This window comes from Mesorhizobium sp. CA14 (assembly GCF_020165195.1).
In the GTDB taxonomy this organism is placed as follows: domain Bacteria; phylum Pseudomonadota; class Alphaproteobacteria; order Rhizobiales; family Rhizobiaceae; genus Mesorhizobium.
The window spans coordinates 152,448-170,709 of sequence record NZ_JAIUHR010000003.1 but is presented as its reverse complement, the minus strand read 5'-3'; the positions used below and the strand labels follow the sequence as shown (position 1 = coordinate 170,709).

Here is an 18,262-nt window from a genome sequence, read left to right as displayed (position 1 = left end):
GATGCGGAGCAAAACGCATGAGTGTCGAAACAGCATTGGCGCAGCTACTGCGCATGATCCACCGTCGCGCCCTGAATTTGGCGGCACTGCCGGACGATGAGAGAGATCCATATTACGACAGCATCCGCCGGTCCTGTTGCGGAGCGGCCGAGCACATCGGTCAATCTCCCGACAATGCCGCCATCACCGCAAACAGCATGGTCGAATTTACCCGGGCGATGGTCGGTATCATCGAGGCAGGGCGCGGGTAAATCGCTCGTCGACACCCTCGCGGCGAGCTCGGGAGGTGCCGAGAAGCGCGGCTACGGCGCGTTGCCTGCGGCTCGCGAGGTGACGATTGCCATGCGCAGATCGACGATTGGGCTTCCGAGCGATCGCTATTTCAGATCCCGCCCCAAATGTTCGAGGACAGATGCTTGGTTGTCGGCATCACCGGCCAGCAAATATCCAGCTGATTGTCGGACGGCATGCCGTTGCGCATCCGCGTTGGGTTGCGGGCATCCTGCGCATATTTCAAGGCCGCGCCCATGCGGTTCAACGTCTTCAGGATCGACATAAAGTTTATCCTCAATTCGCCATGGCTGTAACGGGGCAATCCCGCCGCCTTCATGATGACGCCTTAGATGACCGACGATCGTTTCCGCCGCATTGCACACAAGCGCAGGGCTCGTAACGAGAAGAACAGCCTTTGAAACATTTGTGTGCAAACGAGCCGCCATGGCTTGCGATGCGTCCGGCCGGCTTGGCTACTGCCGTTGCCGTTTCGAAACAAATTTGCGCTCAAGCGCCATCAAACCGAAACCAAACTGCAGGAAAACCGCCATCGACCGGCTCGACCGGAATTTAAACAGAGGAAAAATCGAAATGTCCAAGATTGTTCGCAATGCAATTCTCGCCCTTGTTGCTGTCGCCGGCTTTGCTGGTTCGGCTTATGCTCAGCAGGCGGCCATCAATTCCTGCAGCAACCATGATGATTACTATGCCATGTGCCTGGGCGCCAACAACGGCGGCCACCATGATGGCCGCGGAAGCGAACGTCGTTAATCGACTATCCGCTGAGAAAAGCCCCGCAGGCATCTCGCCGGCGGGGCTTTTTCGCGCTTCACCGCACCCTATCGGAAGACCTATGCCCTCGGGTTGCTAGGTCAATTGCTCGAAGTTCGGAAAGAACGGCCTTCTCGACGTCCGACGGGTTGGTGGACCTCGCTGGTGACCACGCCCAGCTTGCGCGCCGGCAGGGCCATCTCCGCAATGGAATCACCGGTAAGTCGGCGGCCCTTAGGGTAGCCGCAGCATTTCATTAGCGTTAACTAATTGTAGACCGCGCTGTCCTATTCTGACACAGCGCGGTCTACTGCCACACAATGACCGTGCAGGCGGCTCTGGCCCAACGCACCCCCCGCACCCAGCTGGAGCCGCCACTCTCACCATACTCGGCCGGGTTGAATTAACCCTTACCAAATATCCTTTCTGGTGTGTTTCGCAGAAAGGTCGCCTTGCAACCAAATGCTCGGTCGGTCGAGCACGACGCTTGGCCCTGATCGCAGTTCCGTTGCCAGGAATCACTCTCGTTACAACGCGGTAGTCTGGCGGTCGCAGGACTGAAACATTGCTACTTTAACGTGCTATCGTTGGGTGCATAGGGAGCGTGTGGCAAAATGTCGATTCCTCAAAACCTGAATGACACAGATCTCAGATTCGAATGTCCAAGATGCCGGCATCCGATTATCCGGAAAGGCTCCTGGTTCAAGTCCGTGGCTACATTGAAATGCGGGGGCTGCCAAACGTCGATACGGCTTGGATATCCGGCAAAGCTCCGATTGTTCGAGAAACACAGGCAGTCAGCGAGCCCCAATCGCATCAGCCAAGCCTAATAGATACGTGTCATCTCATCCTGACCAGGCGATGTCTCCGCAAGCGCGGGTTGTTGAGCCCCTGTCGGTTGGCAGTGATCGTTCGGAAAAATCGATCATCATAACCTGAATAATTCATTGGAAAGATTGGTTCTGGAATGGCATTTCGGCGTCGAGCGCGTCTGGAGAATTGAATTGTCTTTCCTGCCTGTCACCGCGAACGATCTTCCAAACAGCCTGAACCCGGCCAATGCCGGACGCGAGGGCCCCGCCCTCGCTTCGGCTTCGGCCGGCGTTGTGCCGGGATTGGTCCTGGTGACGATGATCACCAGCGTTGCCTATTCGGCGCGCAGCCTCTCCGGCCTCGCGCTGTTCAGCCCGATGATCCTGGCTGTCGTCGCCGGCATGATCTATTCCAATGTGCTCGGCGCGCCCGCCCATGCCAAGACCGGCATCGCCTTTTCGCAAAAGCGCCTGTTGCGCTTCGCCATCGTGCTGCTGGGCTTCCAGCTCACGCTTGGCCAGGTGGCGGGCATCGGCCTCGGCGGCATCGGCATTGTCGCCGCCACGCTCGGCGCCACCTTCCTCTTCACGATCACGCTCGGCCGGCTGATCGGCGTCGATGCCAAGCTGGCGCAGCTGATCGCCGCCGGCACCTCGATCTGCGGCGCCTCGGCGATCGTCGCCACCAACATCGTCACCGATGCACGCGACGAGGACGTCACTTATGCCGTCGCCGCGATCACGCTGTTCGGCACCATCGCCATGCTCGGCTTTCCGCTGCTGGCGCCGGTCTTCGGCCTCGACCAACACACCTTCGGTCTGTGGGCCGGCGCCTCGATCCATGAGGTGGCGCAAGTGATCGGCGCAGGCTTTCAGAACGGCACGCTTGCCGGCGAGACGGCGACCGTCGCCAAGCTGACGCGCGTCGCCATGCTGGCGCCGATCGTGATCGCGCTCGGCGTCATGGCACGCCGCGGCAGCACCGATGCTTCCGGCGCCAAGCCGCCCATGCCCTGGTTCGTCGTCGCCTTTGTCGCAGTCGTGGCGCTGAACAGCCTGGTTGCGGTCCCGGCCCAGATCCATACCGCAATCGCTTTGGCCGCGCAGGTGATGCTGACCATGGGGCTCGCCGCCATGGGCCTTCAGGCCGATATTTCCCAGCTGCGCTCGCGCGGTCTTCGGCCTCTGGTGCTGGCTTTCTCGGCCTTCCTTTTCATCGCGATCTTCAGCCTGACACTGGTGAAGCTCGTCTGAGGCAGGCCGAGACCGGCCTCACCTCAGTCCTCGTCATCGTCCTCGAACTCACAGGCCGCGACATAGATCGCGGCGAGTTTCTCGATGCCCGCCTGATCTTCCTTGTCGAAGCGGCCGGGCAGCGGACTGTCGAGATCGAGCACGCCGAACGCGCCTTCGGCATCGCGCAGAAGCACGACCAGCTCCGAGCGCGAATCGGCATCGCAGGCGATGTGGCCGGGAAATTCGTTAACGTCCTTGACCAGCATCGACATGTCGAGCTCGATGGCCTTGCCGCAGACGCCCTTGCCGACGGCGATGCGAGCGCAGGCGGGCTTGCCCTGGAAAGGTCCGAGCACCAGCTCGTCATCGGAAGCGAGGAAATAGAAGCCGGCCCAGTTGAGGTCGGGCACCATCTGATAGATCAGCGCCGCGGTGTTGGCGGCATTGGCGACGGAATCGCCCTCGCCCTCCAGCAGCGCCTTCAATTGCACCGCCAACTCCTTGTAGAAGGCGGGCTTATTGCTTGTGTCGATTGCCGTTGCCGCGAACATCGCTTGATCTCTCCGTTGCAAGCCAGCCGCGCGGCCAGCTACAGTTCACCTCTCTCTGCCACCAAAACCGCCGCCGGGAAACAGCCTATCGTGACCTCCAGCCATTCCAGAATACCGAGGGCGAGGACGATCCGCATCGCCGCCGCTGTCATCCGCGACGATGGCGGCAGGCTGCTTCTGGTGCGCAAGCGCGGCACCAGCACGTTCATGCAGGCGGGCGGCAAGATCGAGCCGGGTGAATTGCCGGCCGCCGCCCTTGCGCGCGAATTGCGCGAGGAGCTGGGCATCGTCGTCGATCCGGGCGCTGCTTCGCATCTCGGCTCGTTTTCTGCGCCCGCCGCCAATGAGCCGGACGCCTGCGTCGAGGCCGAGCTGTTCGAACTCTCCATCACCGGCGAGCCGGTCCCTGCGGCCGAGATCGAGGAGATGATGTGGCTGAACCCGGAGCTGGCGAGCGGCATGGAACTCGCGCCGCTTACCGCCAGTATCGTGCTGCCGCGCTACGGTCGCCGGCCATGAGTTCACGCGGCCAGGAAAAAACGGCGGCGGGCGTAGCGCCCCTCACCTTTGCGGTGCTGGTTTTCCCCGGCTTTCCGATGATGGCGTTTTCTTCCGTCATCGAACCCTTACGCGCCGTCAACATTCTTGCGAAGCGGGACTGCTACCGCTGGGTAATCGTCGGCGCCGATGCGGGTACGGTTGAAGCATCGAACGGCGTCGTCATCCAACCCGGCTTCTCGGCCACCGACGCGCCGAAGGTCGACCGCATCGTCGTCTGCTCGGGCGGCGATGCCGATCATATCGTGGCGGACGAGGCGATGGGCTGGATCCGCAAAAGCCTGCGAGGCGGCGCGCATATCGGCGCTGTCGCCGACGCCGCATTCTTCCTTGCTCGCGCCGGCCTCCTCGACGGCCATGCCTGCACCTTGCACTGGACCAGCCAGGCAGCCTTCACCGAGGCCTTTCCGGATATCGAGCTGCGGCGCGATCTCTTCGTCATCGACCGCAAGCGCTTCACCTCGGCCGGCGGCGTCGGCAGCCTCGACATGATGCTGGAAATCATCACGCAGGACTATGGCGCCGAGATCGCGGCGGGTGTCGCCGAATGGTTCGTGCACTCGCCGTTGCGGTCGAGCGTCGACCGCAAGCTGATGCCGCTCAGGCTGCGCACCGGCGTCCAGAACGAGCTGGTGCTGTCGGCCATCGCGATCATGGAAGATGCGGTCGAGGAAAGGCTCGGCATGGCGGAGCTGGCGGAACGGCTCGGCGTCTCGCCCGACAAGCTCGAGCGCAGTTTCCGCGCCGAGCTGGATATCTCGCCCAATGGATATTACCGGCGGCTCAGGCTGAAGCGCGCCGCCGACCTGCTGGCGCATTCGACGCTGATGGTGAGGGATGTGGCGCTGGCCTGCGGCTTTGCTTCGATGTCGAGCTTTGCAAGGGCGTTTCGTGAGGAGCATGGGCACGCGCCGAAGGCGATGCGGCGGCATTAGATATTTGTGCGCGCTGGCGCCATGAAACGCTGGCGGGACAGCGCGAAGGATCACGGCGTTGCCCTTTCGCCTGCGGCGTCCGGCACGACATCTGCGGGAATCCGCACACACTTCGTGTGACGTATAGATCATGGTCTCCGCAACAGGAGGCGCGCATGAGCATCGTCGTATTCGACCCCGACAGCACCGAGGATGTAGATTTCAAGGACCGCATGCGCCATCCGGCCGCGGCCGATCCCGCCGGCGGCATGTGGCTTTCCGACACCGAGCCGTCCTTCATTGATGCCGACGCGCTGCGCAAGGGGCGGCTGGCCAAGCTGCGCGCCTGGATGCGCGAGGCCGGCTATGGCGGCGTCGTTTTGTTCGATCCTTACAACCAGCGCTACGCCACCGGCTCGCGCAACATGTTCGGCTATTTCCTGCGCAACTCGACCCGCTATTTCTTCGTGCCCACCGAAGGGCCGATCGTGCTGTTCGAATATCCGCAGAGCTACCATGTCTCGATGGTGCTCGACACGATCGACGAGGCGCGGCCGTCCAAGCTCGTCTGGTCGTCGGTGTCGGGCCGCGACGACGAGACCGCCGGGCCGTTCGCCGACGAGATCACCGAGCTTCTGAAGAAGCATGGCGGCGGCTCGATGAAGCTCGGGCTAGATCGCTGCAGCCATCTGCAGGCGCTGGCGCTGGAAAAGCGCGGCTGCGAGGTCAAGGACTGCCAGGGCGAAATCCTCGCCGTGCGCGCGGTGAAGACGCCGGAGGAAGTGAAATGCCTGCTGGCATCGATGGCGGGCGCCGAGGCCGCGGTGGCTGCGGTGCGCGAGGCGATCAAGCCCGGCGTTTCCGAGAACGAGCTCTTCGCCATCATGTATGGCGAGGTGATCCGGCAAGGTGGCGAGTTCATCGAGACCCGGCTGCTCACCTCGGGACAGCGCACCAATCCATGGTTCAACGAGGCGAGCGGGCGCAAGATCAGGCCGGGCGAGCTGCTGGCGCTCGATACCGATACGATCGGCTGCTACGGCTATTATTCCGACTTCTCGCGCACCTTCCGCTGCGGCCCGGGCAAGCCGACACCCTATCAGAAATCGCTCTATCGGATGGCGCACGACCAGGTGCAGCACAATATCGGCATCGTGAAGCCCGGCATGGCCTTCCGCGAGATCGCCGAGAAGGCCTGGAAGATCCCCGACCGCTTCGTCGACCAGCGCTACACCTCTGTGATGCACGGTGTCGGCATGCATGGCGAAACGCCTTTCATCGCGCACGCGATGGACTACGAGACCTATGGCCGCGACGGCATCATCGTGCCCGGCATGGTGGTGAGCGTGGAAAGCTATATCGGCGAGAAGGGCGGTCGCGAGGGCGTCAAGCTCGAGGACGAGATCCTGATCACCGAGACCGGCACCGAACTGCTCTCGCGCTTCCCATATGAGGATCAGCTTCTTGACAATTAGCGCCGACGCATCGACAGCACATTCCGCATGAAAGCACCCATTTCCATCCGGCGCGGCACGGTGGCCGCTGTGTTCATCGATCTCCAGGAGGAGCATCGCAAGGACAACCGCTATCTGGTCGAGGGCTTTGCCGACATCCTCGCCAATGTGCGGCGCCTGCAGGAGGCGGCGCGGCGCAATTTCGTGCCGCTCTATCACTGGGCCTATATCGTCGATCTCGCCGCGGCGCGGCCGTTCCACCCCGTCGACGAAAGCGGCAAATCGGCTTTTTCCGACAAGGACGATCCGCTGACCGCGATCTGCGATGAAGTGGCGCCGCAAAATGGCGAAGCCATGCTGGTCAAGCAGGAAGCCAGCGCCTTCGGCAAGAACGATTTTGGCGACAAGCTCAAGGCTTCCGGCATCGAATGGCTGGTCGTCGCCGGGGTCTGGACCGAGGCCTGCATCGACGCCACGGTGAAGGACGCGGTGGCGCGCGGTTTTCGCGTGCTTTTGGTCAAGGATGCCTGCGGCAGCGCCAGTGCCGCCATGCACCAGACCGGCATCCTCAACCTCGCCAACCGTCTCTATGGCGGTGCCGTCACCAACACGCTCGACGCCTGCCGGCTGATGGCGGGAGACACCGTGAACGTGTGGCAGGTCGAGGGCTCGGTGCCGCTGCGCTTCACCTTCGAGAACGCGGCGCAGCTCTACGCCGAGCTTTGACGGCTGTGGCCAGCGCCCCGACCAATCCGGCAAGCCGAGGCAAATATGCAGCCCGGCTCGATCCGGAACTCTGGGATTATATCGACGAGATCAACAGCTGGTACCCGCCGGAGATCGTTGCAGCACCGATTGCCGAGCAGCGGGCGGTCTATGATCGGATGTGCGTCGCGTTTCACCAAGGTCATCCGGAAGGCGTGACGACCGGCGACGGCCTCGTATCGACGACCGCGCATGCGATTCCGATCCGATACTACCGCATGGCGGACAAGACGGCGTCGGCCGCCGTCGTCTATTACCATGGCGGCGGTTTTGTCCTTGGCGACCTCGACAGCCACGACGACATCTGCTCCGAGATCTGCGCCGGCACCGGTTTCGAGGTGGTCTCGGCCGACTACCGGCTGGCGCCGGAACACGTGCACCCTGCCTCCTTCGAGGATGCGCTGGCCGTGTTCGAATGGGTCGCCGCGGCGAGCACGCTGCCGATCGTGCTTTGCGGCGAAAGTGCCGGCGGAAATCTCGCTGCCGCGGTGGCGCAAGCGACGCGGGGCCATGAACGGCACGCTGTTGGCCAGATGTTGATCTATCCGGAGCTGGGCGGCGACGAGACCGGGCGCTCATATGTCGAGCATGCCGAAGCGCCGCTTCTCAGCCTCAGTGACATCGAGTTCTACCGCCGTATCCGGTCCGCGCCCGGACAGGCTTTGGACGACCCGAAATTCTCGCCGCTCAGGGATAGCGACTTCTCCGGCCTGCCGCCGACGATCATCGTCACCGCCGAATGCGATCCGCTGTCCTCCGATGGCGAAGTCTATCGCGACCGCATCCTCGGCGCCGGCGGACAAGCGTGGTGGCGCGAGGAGAAGCGGCTGGTGCACAGCTTTCTGCGGGCAAAGCCGACCGTTCCGCGCGCGGCGGAGGCGTTCGCGAGGATTGTCGCCGATATTGACGCGCTCGGCGCAGCGACGAAGCGCTGATGTCTCCCTTGGAGCCTTAAGCGAAATCCTGCAGGACAGAGGGCCTGTGAAGGATCGCGGCCCCGGAAGATCAAGGTTCCTCGCCCCACGAAAGTGGGGAGAGGTGGCTCGGCGAAGCCGAGACGGAGAGGGGAGCGCCCTACGAAGGCCCCCTCTCCGTCCGCTTCGCGGACACCTCTCCCCCGCTTTGCGGGGGCGAGGAACCCAAGCCTTGGTCACCCTGCGGAACAGCGCACAAGAACTGCGGAAACCCAACCATTTCGCGGCGGAAAGCGGACCTATCATTCCTTCGCAGGCAACGGCGCTCCCGGCGGACGTATCCGCCCCGCATGGCGGCCCGGAGCGCCAACAATAGAGGGAACGACGATGAAATTCATGCTGACCGACAGAAAACTGCACCCGCGTGCCAAGCCGATCGCCGACGATTTCAAGAAGGGCGCGATCAGCCGCCGGGAATATCTGGCTTTGATGGCCGGCTTTGGTGTCAGCGCCGCCGGAGCGATGGCGCTGGGCGGGATCGCTGCCTCGCCTGCCCGCGCCGCCGAGCCGAAAAAGGGCGGCGTGCTCCGCGTGGCGATGAACGTCAAGGGCTTCAAGGATCCGCGCACCTTCGACGGCGTCGAGATGTCGAATGTCGCGCGCCAGTGCAACGAATATCTGGTGCGCTGGAAAACCGACTTCAGCTTCGAGCCCTGGCTGCTGGAAAGCTGGGAAACCAGCGACGACGCCAAGACGATCACGCTTAACGTGCGTAAGGGCATCACATGGTCGAATGGCGACGTTTTCAACGCCGACGACGTAATCCACAACCTCAACCGCTGGTGCGATGCCTCGGTCGCCGGCAATTCGGTCGCGGCGCGCATGGGCGCGCTGGTCAATGCCGACACCAAGAAACCTGTCGACGGCGGCATCCAGAAGATTGACGACTACACCATCAAGCTCAATTTGCCGAAGCCCGACATCTCGCTGATCGCCGGCATGGCCGACTATCCGGCGCTGATCATGCACCGCTCCTATGAGGGCGATGCGGATCCGAAGAAGGCTTTGGCCATCACCACGGGCCCTTGCGAGCTGGTCAGTTGGGACGCCGAGACGGGCGCCGAGGTGAAGCGCAAGGACAAGCCCTGGTGGAAGGGCGAGTTCTATCTCGACGGCATCAAATGGGTCGACTACGGCTCCGATCCCAACGCCACGCTGTCGGCCTTCGAATCCGGCGAGATCGACACCGACCACGAGACCACGTCGGATGCCGTGTCGCAGACCGAGCAGATGGGCATGCAGAATTCAGAGATCGCCACCGGCTCGACGATCGTCGCGCGCTTCAACGTCTCCAACGCGCCCTATGACGACGTCAAGGTGCGCCGCGCTGCCCAGTTCGCCGTCGACAATGCGGCCGTGCTGAAGCTCGGCCTCGACGGTCGCGGCAAGCCCGCCGACAATCACCATGTCGGCCCCATGCATCCGGAATTCGCCGATATCGGTCCGGCCAAGCGCGACCTCGAACAGGCCAAGAAGCTGATTTCGGAATCCGGCAAGGCCGACCACGAATATGAGCTGATCTCGGTCGACGTCGAATGGCAAAAAAGCACCGCCGACGCGATCGCGGCGCAAATCCGCGAGGCGGGCCTGAAGATCAAGCGCACCGTGCTGCCGGCCGCGACGTTCTGGAATGACTGGGCCAAGTTCCCCTATTCCTGCACCGAATGGCTTGGCCGACCGCTCGGCGTGCAGGTTCTGGCTTTAGCCTATAAATCGGGCGGCGCCTGGAACGAAAGCGCCTATTCGAACAAGGAGTTCGACGAGCTTCTCGACAAGGCGCTTGCCACGCCCGACGCCGCCCAGCGCAAGGAAATCATGGCAAAGATCGAGACGAACCTGCGCGATGCCGGCATCATCATCCAGCCCTATTGGCGCTCGGTCTATCGCACCTACCGCAAGGGCGTGCAGGGCTGCGAACAGCACCAGGCGCTCGAGCAGCACTTTGAGAAGGTCTGGCTGGATTCCTGATCCTCCCAGGACCGAGCGGCCGGCGCGACCTTCCCGTCGCGTCGGCCGTTTGTCATTTGTCAGCGATTGTCGACGCAGCCCGAACGCGGCATGCGCTCGGCGGAGAGGCTGGGCACGCCGTGGCGTTCCTTACGAGAGGATTGCCCAAGCCTTGAAGCCGATCCTTACGGTCTACGAGAAGATCTCCGCCAGTTCGTCGACACTGGTGCCTTCCTTGACACGGCGCAGCTCGACATAGGTGACCGCGATAGCCACCGAGATCACCGTCGAGAAGATGCTCGACACCAGGCTGCTTCCGATCGCTCCGACTGCGACCCCGGTGGAGGAGATGCCACCGGGGTCAGCAATCACAAGCCCGAACAGCAAAGAAAAGCCGCCCTGGAAAACCATCGCTATCAAGCCGATGATCAGAAATAGGCCGAAAATTGCCCAGCGGCTACCTTTGGTCAGCTGTCGACTGCGCGATATCGAACCGAAAACGCCCTCCCTTTCTTGAACCACGACAGGGACCGCGACAGAAATGCTAAGCACCCAAATAGCCACGGCGACGATGATCGCGAGCCCGACGAGCCATCCGATGATCGGTATCAACCAAGCGATGATGACAGTCGCGAAGCCGGCCACCATCATGGCGAGAAAGACCACGACACCGATCCCGAACGCGGGCAGGAAGCTGCGCAGCGCTACCTGTATGCAGTCGCCGACCGCCGGGCGCTTGCCGTTCAGATCCTCGACCGTTGCCCGAACCAGCGCCGCCTGGGCAAGGAACGCCAGCACGAAAATGACCAGGGCGGCGATCATCGAAGTGATTCCGTAGTTCGCCAGGGCTGCCTGTTCCATGCCGGCAACGCCGTCTGCTCGGAGGCTGGCGATCCGACTGAAGTTCCAAGAGTTGTAGATCAATGCCGGCAAAGCCGTGAAAAGGCCGACGATCATCGCGAGTGAGCCGAAGCTGCGACCGATGACCAAGAACGTGTTGCTGAACACCCGGCCGATGCTGAACTTTTCCAGCCTGCCGCTTGCAATCGATGCCATGTTACATTTCCCCCTTAATGGATCTGCAAAACTCGAAAAGTATAAACCACCAACATTGATACTTGCGGTTGGGCCCGCTTGCAATTGTCATGGCGTATTGCCAGTGTCGGCCCGAACCGCAGGTTGCAGGGGGGAACGAGCGGGTGACAGCCGCAGGGACGGAAGAGGCCGGACGGCTGGCGCAGTTGCACAAGCAACTGCTGGCCGACGATTCGATCCAGTTCGGGCTGCCGACCTATGTGCAGCCCGAGCCGCCGGAATGGCTGAAGCCGTTTCTGGACGGCTTGGCAAAGCTCGGTCCCTATATGATCTATCTGTTCTGGGGCGCGGTGATCATCGGCGTCGCGATCATCGCTTTTCTGCTTCTCCTTGAAGCCAAAGGCATCGCCTGGCGCCTGCCCTGGCGGCGCAAGCGTCCGGAGACCGAAGCGAAGGAAGAGTGGCGCCCGGACGCGGGCGCGGCCCAGGTCCTGCTCTCCGAGGCCGATGCGCTCGCCGCGCGCGGCGAGTATGACGAGGCGGTGCATCTTCTCTTGCGCCGCAGCGTCGCCGACATCGCCACCAGGCTGCCCGATTTCCTGCGTCCCTCCCTCACCGCGCGCGATATCGCCGCGGCGGGCTCCATCCCCACCCGGCCGCGCGCCGCCTTCAGCGAAATCGCCCGCATTGTCGAGGCAGCTTTGTTTGCCCGCCGACCCGTCGGGGTCGAAGGCTGGCGGCAGGCGCGCGGCGCCTATGAGCGTTTCGCCTTCCGGGACGCCTGGGCATGAGCGCGCAACCGACCGGGGCGGCCGCGGAGCCGTTCAGCCGCAAAACCCTGTTCTGGGGCATTTTTGCCAGCCTGCTGGCGGCGGCCGGATTTTTTCTTCTGTCCACTTACGCGCCGGATTTTCGCCAGCCCCAAGGCGGCGCCACGCCGCTTTCGAAAGGCGGCACCGGCTATGCTGGGCTTGTCGAATGGCTGAAGCTGACCAACGGACGGGCGCCGCCGATGGAACGTGGCAAGAAGGACCTTGCGTCCCCACTGGCATCGACTTTCCTGCTCGTCGTCACCATCGCGCCGGGCAGCGACCCGGCCGCGCTCGATCGCCTCATCAAGCTGCGCTCCGGCAAGGATACGCTCTTCGTCCTGCCGAAGTGGCAGACCTTTCCCTTGTTCGCCCATGACGGCTGGGAGACCAAGATCGAGCGGCTCCCCAACAACGTCGTCAACGACTGGCTCGGCCGCATCGCCAAGGCGAAGCTCGGCGAGGCAAAGAGCACGCTTTCGCAGATCAATATCGCCGGCCGCATGGTACCCGCGCCGGAAGAGCTGCAATGGGTGGCGGACGAGCATCCGCTGATCGCGGCGGGCGACGGCAGGGCTATCCTGACCGAACTCGACAACGAACCCTTCTACATCCTCACCGACCCCGATTTCATCAACAACTTCGCGCTGAAGGACGAGCAGAGGGCGGCCGCCGCGCTCGACCTGATCGCCATGCTGGAGCCCGCCAAGGGCGCCGTCATGTTCGACCTGACGCTGCACGGCAGCGGCGGTAACTACGATCTCGCCAAGCTGCTGATCGAACCGCCCTTCCTGGCTTTGACGTTGTCGGTGCTGGTGGCGGCCGCGCTCGCCTTCCTGCACGGGCTCGGCCGCTTCGGTCCGCCGCGCGCGGAAGGGCGCGCCATCGCCTTCGGCAAGCGGGCGCTGGTCGACACCACGGCGATGCTGTTGAAGCGCGCCGGACGGCTGCAGGGGCTCGGCGACCGCTATGCAACGCTGATGCGCCAGCGCGCCGCCGCGCTGCTTGGCGCGCCGCATGGGCTGCAGGGCGAGGCGCTCGACCGCTGGCTCGATTCCCGCGACGGGGGCGAAGCGCACGGCTTCACCGCGCGGTTCAAGGCAGTTAACGATTCCAACAGTTTGGCCGGAATGCATGAAGCAGCGGAGAAGCTGCATGACTGGACGGCAAGGAGGCTCGGTGAACGTCGATGAAGTGAAGGCCCTGGCGAGCGCGATCAGGGAAGAAGTCGCGAAAGCGATTACCGGACAGCGCGACACGGTCGACCTGATGCTGACGGCGCTGTTTACCGGGGGGCACATCCTGCTCGAAGGCCCGCCTGGCACGGCCAAGACGATGACGGCGCGCTGCTTCGCCCAGGCGCTCGGCGTCGCCTATGGCCGTATCCAATTCACGCCCGACCTGATGCCCGGCGATATCGTCGGCGCCAACATCTATAATTTCCAGACCGGGCAGTTCACGCTGACGCGCGGCCCGATCTTCTGCGACTTGCTTCTCGCCGACGAAATCAACCGCACGCCGCCGAAGACGCAGGCCGCCCTGCTGGAGGCCATGCAGGAACACGCCGTCACCTTCGACGGCACCACGCATCCGCTGGGTCGGAATTTCATGGTGGTGGCGACGCAGAACCCGATCGAGCATCAAGGCGTCTATCCGCTGCCTGAAGCGCAGCTCGACCGCTTCCTGTTCAAGCATCGGGTGAGCTATCCGGACCTCAGGGAAGAGTGCGCCATCATCGTCCATCACGGCGGCGGCTCGGCCTCGCATGATATCCAGCAATACGGCATCAGGGCGCAGACCGACCGCAAGACGTTGGAAGCAGCGCTGGCCACGGTCGGCGATGTCACGCTGGTCGACGATGTCGTCGGCTATATCGCAGCCCTTGTGCGCGGCACGCGCGAAAGCCCCGACCTCGAGGTCGGGGCCAGCCCGCGCGCGGGCGCCATGCTGGCGAGAGCCGCGCGCGCCAGGGCGGCGCTCGACGGCCGCAACTATGTCATCCCGGACGACGTCAAGGCTTTGGCCGTGCCGGCACTGCGCCACCGCGTCGTGCTTTCGCCGGCCGCGCAGATCGACGGGCGGCTGGTTGAGCAGATCGTTTCCGACCTCGTCGATCATACGGAAGCGCCGCGTTGATCTATCCGAGCGGGCGAGCGGTCTGGGCAGCGGCGGCGGGGGCAATCCCCGGCTTCCTGATCGCGCTCGCTTTGCCGCATGTCTGGTATCTCGGCCTGTTGTGGATCTGCGTGCTTCTCGCCTTCCTGGCGGTGGACGCTGCCGCGGGCAGAGGCCGCGCCTCGCTCAACGCCACACTGACGGCGCCGCCGCAGGTGGGTATCGGCGGGCGCTTCACGCTGCACATCGCGACCGGTGTCGGGGCAAAGCTACGGCGCCTGCAGGCGCGTGTCGGGCATGACCAGCGGCTGCAGCCAGTAGCGGGCACCGGCGGCGCGCTGCCGGTCAATGGCGGCACGCTCGATCTCGAATTCGAGGCGATCCGCCGCGGCATCGCCAGCTTCGACCGGCTGTGGCTGCGCTGGCAGGGCCCGTTCGGTCTGATGTGGAACCAGGTCATATTGCCGGTCGACCGCAAGGTTGCGGTGCTGCCCAATGTCAACAGCGCACGCGACGAGGCGATCACGCTCTTGCAGCGCTCGGCCCTTGCCGATGGCCATGCGCAGAAGCGTGCCGGCCAGGGCCGCGAGTTCGAGTCGCTGAAGGATTACCAGCCCGGCATGGGCCGGCGCATGATCGACTGGAAGCGCAGCGCCCGGCACGGCAAGCTGCTGGCGCGCGAGTTCCGGATCGAGGAGAACAACAACATCGTTCTGGCCATCGATAGCGGCCGACTGATGTGCGAGCCGGTCGACGGCGTGCCGAAGGTCGACCGCGCCGTGACGGCGGCGCTTCTGTCGGCCTTTATCGCGCTAAAAGGCGGCGATCTCGTCAGCCTGTTTTCCTTCGATGCCAGGCCGCGCGTCTCCAGCGGGGCGGTGCGCGGCTCGCCGAGCTTCACCATGATCCAGAAGCGCGCCGCCGAGATCGACTATTCGACCGAAGAGACCAACTTCACCCTGGCGCTGACCACGCTGTCGGCGAAGCTCGACCGGCGCTCGCTGGTCATCGTCTTCACCGATTTCGTCGATCCGATCAGCGCCGAATTGATGCTGCGCACCGTGGGCCGGCTGACCGAGCGGCATCTGGTGCTGTTCATGCTGATGAAGGATGTGGAGCTTGAAACGCTGGCCGACATGGCGCCGGCGGCGCCCGAGGATATCGCCCGCTCGGTCACCGCCGGCGACCTCCTGCGGCAGCGGCAGGTTGTGATCGGGCGCCTCAGGCTGCTTGGCGCGCATGTCATCGAGGCCGACCACCAGCGGCTCGGTCCGGCGCTGGTCGAGCGCTATATCCAGCTCAAGGAGGAGAACCTTCTATGACGCTGTCTGCCGGCACCGACGCGGTTCGCCAGTCGCTGGCAAGCTTCCGCCAGGAGCGGGAGGCCGACTGGAAAGCCTTCGAGGCGCTGCTTGCGCGCGTCGAAAAACGCGCGCCGCGCGCGCTTTCGGAAGACGAGCTGCTGTCGCTGCCGCTCCTCTACCGCTCGGCGCTGTCCTCGCTCTCGGTGGCGCGCGCGACCTCGCTCGACAGCGCGCTGATCGCCTATCTCGAGGCGCTCTGCCTGCGCGGCTATTTTTATCTCTATGGCGCGCGGCGGAGCTTGAGAACGCGCATCGGCGACTTCTTCCTGCACGATTGGCCGGCTGCGATCCGCGACCTTTGGCGCGAGGTGTGGACATCGGTCGGGTTGACGGTGATCGGCGCGATCGCCGGCTATTGGCTGGTCGCCGCCGACAAGCGCTGGTACGACGCCATCATCGCGCCGAGCCTGGCGGGCGGGCGCAACCCGGACTCGTCGGCCGAGACGCTGCGCAGCGTGCTTTATGGCGGCGGCGACCATTTCCTGTCTGGGTTCGCCGCCTATCTCTTCACCCACAACACACAGGTCTCGATCCTGGCCTTCGCGCTGGGCTTTGCCTTCGCCGTGCCGAGCGTGCTGATCATCCTGATGAATGGCTGCATGCTCGGCGCCATTTTCCAGATCTATGCCGCCAAGGGCCTAGGGTTCGAGCTCGGCGGCTGGCTTTCGATCCACGGCACGACGGAGCTGTTCGCCATCGCCATCGCGGGAGCTGCCGGCATGCGCATCGGCACCAGCATCGCCTTTCCCGGCGAGCTGACCCGCATGGCTGCCGCAGCACGGGCCGGACGCGTCGCGGCAACCGCCATGATCGGCGTCACGGTGATGCTGCTTTTTGCCGGACTGTTGGAAGGCATCGGCCGGCAGACGATCACCAGCGACCTCGCCCGCTATTCGATCGGCGGCGGCATGCTGGCCTTGTGGATCTGCTATTTCTACCTGTTCCGGATGGTGCGTCATGGCGACCGCTAGGACAGCGAAGGTCAAGAACCCGGCAGCACTGATCCGTCCGCTGGTGACGCCGGAAGGTGTCAACCTCAGGGTCAAGCTGGCCGACGCCGGCACCCGGGCTTCGGGCTTCCTGCTCGATGTGGTGATCATTATTGTGGCGGCGGTCGTGGTAAGTATCGTCGCGCTGTTCGGCCTTGCCGGGCTTGGCATACACGATGCCGAACCGCTGTTCATCGTCTGGATCATCTTCATCTTCTTCCTGCGCAACGTCTATTTCATCGCCTTCGAGGCGGGACGGCGGGCAGCCACACCGGGCAAGCGCATGGTTGGCGTCAGGGTCGCGTCGCGCAGCGGCGCCGGCCTTACGCTCGACCAGGTCATCGCGCGCAACCTGATGCGCGAGATCGAAGTATTCCTGCCTCTGTCGATCCTGGCTGCGCGCGCCAGCGCCGATGTCGCCGACACGCTGACGACCATCTTCGGTCTGGTCTGGGCGTTGCTGTTCTCGCTGTTTCCGCTGTTCAACCGCGACCGGCTGAGGATCGGCGACCTGCTCGCCGGCACCTGGGTGGTCGAGGCGCCGAAAGTGGCACTGGTCGAAGACCTTTCGCAGCGCAAGGACCCGGTCGCGGCCCGCTTCCAATTCAGCCCCGCGCAGCTCGACGCCTATGGCATCGCCGAACTGCAGAAGCTTGAGGAAGTGTTGCGCCGCGACGATTATTCCGCGCTGAAGGCGGTGGCGGAGACCATCGCCCGCAAGATCGGCGCCCGGGTCGAGCCGGTCGATTCAAAGGCCTTTCTCACCGCCTATTACGGCGAGCTTCGGGCGCATCTGGAGCGCAAGCTGCTGCTCGGGAATAGGAAGGCGGACAAGTACGCGCGGTAGCGAAGCGTCCCTCGCTACCCCACCCACTTCTCATAATCCGACACCAGCAGGTGCAGCGGGGCGACGTCCTCGTCGATGTTGGAGAAGCGGCCGATCGGATCGCGGAAGACATTGTCGGTGAGGTCGTCATTGACCGTCGAGACCTCGCCGATCAGCACGTCCTTGCCCTCAGCCCAGAAGGCGTGCCAGACGCCGGGCAGCAGTGTGACGCTCTGGCCCGGATCGAGCTTCAGCAGCCCGCCCGCCGGCAATCTAGTCATGGTGCCGTCGACCGGCACCGATACTTCGGCCTTCGGGTCGATGCCGCCGTCGCGGTCGTGCATGAACAGTTCCAGCACCAGCTTGCCGCCGCCGCGGTTGATGATGTCCTCGGCCTTTATGTTGTGGCGGTGCATCGGCGAGAGCTGGTCCTTGCGCGATATCATGATCTTCTCGGCATAGAGCATGCCCATGCCGAGCTTCATGTCCTCGTAACGACCATTGCGCACGGTGAACAGGAACAGACCGAGCTCGTCGAACTTCTCCTGGCCGTAGTCTGTGATGTCCCAGCCGAGGCGCGAGGTGAAGATGGCCGGGGAGTCGGCCTTGCGCGCCTTCATCTCTTCCGGCGACCAATAGGCGAAGGGCGGCATGATATAGCCGAAGGAGCGGATGAAGGCGTCGGCTTCGCGGATGATGTCGTTGATCTTGGAGCGCTTCATGGGTTCTCTTCCTTCCGGCCGCCGCCTGCTGAAACCTTTCCTTCCGAATAGCCCAATGCAGGTCCTCTGTCGACGCAAACCGACGGGTCTGGCCCCGTGACATGGGCCGCGTTCGGGGCCATAAACCCAGCTGATTTGTTTTAACGC

At 63.8% G+C, this 18,262-nt stretch carries 19 protein-coding genes; 15 read left to right on the top strand and 4 right to left on the bottom strand.

Annotated features, from left to right (window positions below; translation table 11 throughout):
• Nucleotides 1–17: 17 nt before the first annotated feature.
• Nucleotides 18–251, top strand: coding sequence for a hypothetical protein (locus LB565_RS05090; RefSeq protein WP_140633997.1), 234 nt, complete (start codon nt 18–20; stop codon nt 249–251).
• A 131-nt stretch (nt 252–382) separates the two neighbouring features.
• Here LB565_RS05090 and LB565_RS05085 read toward each other — a convergent pair whose 3' ends face one another.
• The gene (locus LB565_RS05085; protein WP_181164972.1) at nt 383–556 is read right to left on the bottom strand and encodes a hypothetical protein; all 174 of its coding nucleotides are present in this window, start codon (nt 554–556) and stop codon (nt 383–385) included.
• A 161-nt stretch (nt 557–717) separates the two neighbouring features.
• Here LB565_RS05085 and LB565_RS05080 point away from each other — a divergent pair, with 161 nt between their 5' ends.
• On the top strand, nt 718–1,044 hold the full coding sequence (locus LB565_RS05080; RefSeq protein WP_224582080.1) for a hypothetical protein: 327 nt from the start codon (nt 718–720) through the stop codon (nt 1,042–1,044).
• A gap of 1,046 nt (nt 1,045–2,090) precedes the next feature.
• The gene (locus LB565_RS05075; RefSeq protein WP_263488384.1) at nt 2,091–3,110 is read left to right on the top strand and encodes a YeiH family protein; all 1,020 of its coding nucleotides are present in this window, start codon (nt 2,091–2,093) and stop codon (nt 3,108–3,110) included.
• A 23-nt stretch (nt 3,111–3,133) separates the two neighbouring features.
• On the opposite strand, the gene LB565_RS05070 is transcribed toward LB565_RS05075, so the two are convergent.
• Entirely contained in the window at nt 3,134–3,643 is a 510-nt protein-coding gene (locus LB565_RS05070; protein ID WP_224582078.1) for a GAF domain-containing protein, read from the bottom strand.
• Nucleotides 3,644–3,733: 90 nt separating this feature from the next.
• Between LB565_RS05070 and LB565_RS05065 the strand changes: the two genes are divergently transcribed.
• From LB565_RS05065 to LB565_RS05040, 6 genes are all read left to right on the top strand, one after another.
• Nucleotides 3,734–4,162, top strand: a complete 429-nt coding sequence (locus LB565_RS05065) for an NUDIX hydrolase (RefSeq protein ID WP_224582077.1) — start codon at nt 3,734–3,736, stop codon at nt 4,160–4,162.
• Entirely contained in the window at nt 4,159–5,136 is a 978-nt protein-coding gene (locus LB565_RS05060) for a GlxA family transcriptional regulator (RefSeq protein ID WP_224582076.1), read from the top strand. Before LB565_RS05065 ends, LB565_RS05060 begins: the two co-directional genes overlap by 4 nt.
• 155 nt (nt 5,137–5,291) lie before the next feature.
• Entirely contained in the window at nt 5,292–6,590 is a 1,299-nt protein-coding gene (locus LB565_RS05055; protein WP_224582075.1) for a M24 family metallopeptidase, read from the top strand.
• 27 nt (nt 6,591–6,617) lie between these two features.
• Nucleotides 6,618–7,295 (top strand): isochorismatase family protein, encoded by a 678-nt coding sequence (locus LB565_RS05050; protein WP_224582074.1) that lies wholly within the window; start codon nt 6,618–6,620, stop codon nt 7,293–7,295.
• 5 nt (nt 7,296–7,300) lie between these two features.
• The gene (locus tag LB565_RS05045) at nt 7,301–8,269 is read left to right on the top strand and encodes an alpha/beta hydrolase (protein WP_224582073.1); all 969 of its coding nucleotides are present in this window, start codon (nt 7,301–7,303) and stop codon (nt 8,267–8,269) included.
• Between the two features lie 366 nt (nt 8,270–8,635).
• Nucleotides 8,636–10,276 carry an ABC transporter substrate-binding protein gene (locus tag LB565_RS05040; protein WP_224582072.1) on the top strand — a complete coding sequence of 547 codons (1,641 nt, stop codon included), beginning with the start codon at nt 8,636–8,638 and terminating at the stop codon, nt 10,274–10,276.
• 171 nt (nt 10,277–10,447) lie between these two features.
• Here the strand turns inward: LB565_RS05040 and LB565_RS05035 are convergent, their stop codons facing one another.
• Nucleotides 10,448–11,311 carry a hypothetical protein gene (locus LB565_RS05035; protein ID WP_224582071.1) on the bottom strand — a complete coding sequence of 288 codons (864 nt, stop codon included), beginning with the start codon at nt 11,309–11,311 and terminating at the stop codon, nt 10,448–10,450.
• Between the two features lie 143 nt (nt 11,312–11,454).
• Here LB565_RS05035 and LB565_RS05030 point away from each other — a divergent pair, with 143 nt between their 5' ends.
• From LB565_RS05030 to LB565_RS05005, 6 genes are read left to right on the top strand one after another with little or no spacing between them, the layout of a single operon-like run.
• Nucleotides 11,455–12,081 carry a DUF4129 domain-containing protein gene (locus LB565_RS05030; RefSeq protein WP_224582070.1) on the top strand — a complete coding sequence of 209 codons (627 nt, stop codon included), beginning with the start codon at nt 11,455–11,457 and terminating at the stop codon, nt 12,079–12,081.
• The gene (locus tag LB565_RS05025; RefSeq protein ID WP_224582069.1) at nt 12,078–13,292 is read left to right on the top strand and encodes a DUF4350 domain-containing protein; all 1,215 of its coding nucleotides are present in this window, start codon (nt 12,078–12,080) and stop codon (nt 13,290–13,292) included. The genes LB565_RS05030 and LB565_RS05025 overlap by 4 nt, the downstream gene beginning before the upstream one ends.
• The gene (locus tag LB565_RS05020; RefSeq protein WP_224582068.1) at nt 13,279–14,235 is read left to right on the top strand and encodes an AAA family ATPase; all 957 of its coding nucleotides are present in this window, start codon (nt 13,279–13,281) and stop codon (nt 14,233–14,235) included. The genes LB565_RS05025 and LB565_RS05020 overlap by 14 nt, the downstream gene beginning before the upstream one ends.
• A complete protein-coding gene (locus LB565_RS05015) occupies nt 14,232–15,536 on the top strand; it encodes a DUF58 domain-containing protein (protein ID WP_224582067.1) in 1,305 nt (434 codons plus the stop codon). Before LB565_RS05020 ends, LB565_RS05015 begins: the two co-directional genes overlap by 4 nt.
• A complete protein-coding gene (locus LB565_RS05010; RefSeq protein ID WP_224582066.1) occupies nt 15,533–16,549 on the top strand; it encodes a stage II sporulation protein M in 1,017 nt (338 codons plus the stop codon). The genes LB565_RS05015 and LB565_RS05010 overlap by 4 nt, the downstream gene beginning before the upstream one ends.
• Complete coding sequence (locus LB565_RS05005; protein WP_224582065.1) at nt 16,536–17,414, top strand: RDD family protein; 879 nt, start codon at nt 16,536–16,538, stop codon at nt 17,412–17,414. The genes LB565_RS05010 and LB565_RS05005 overlap by 14 nt, the downstream gene beginning before the upstream one ends.
• Before the next feature lie 14 nt (nt 17,415–17,428).
• On the opposite strand, the gene LB565_RS05000 is transcribed toward LB565_RS05005, so the two are convergent.
• Complete coding sequence (locus tag LB565_RS05000) at nt 17,429–18,115, bottom strand: D-lyxose/D-mannose family sugar isomerase (protein ID WP_224582064.1); 687 nt, start codon at nt 18,113–18,115, stop codon at nt 17,429–17,431.
• Nucleotides 18,116–18,262: the final 147 nt, after the last annotated feature.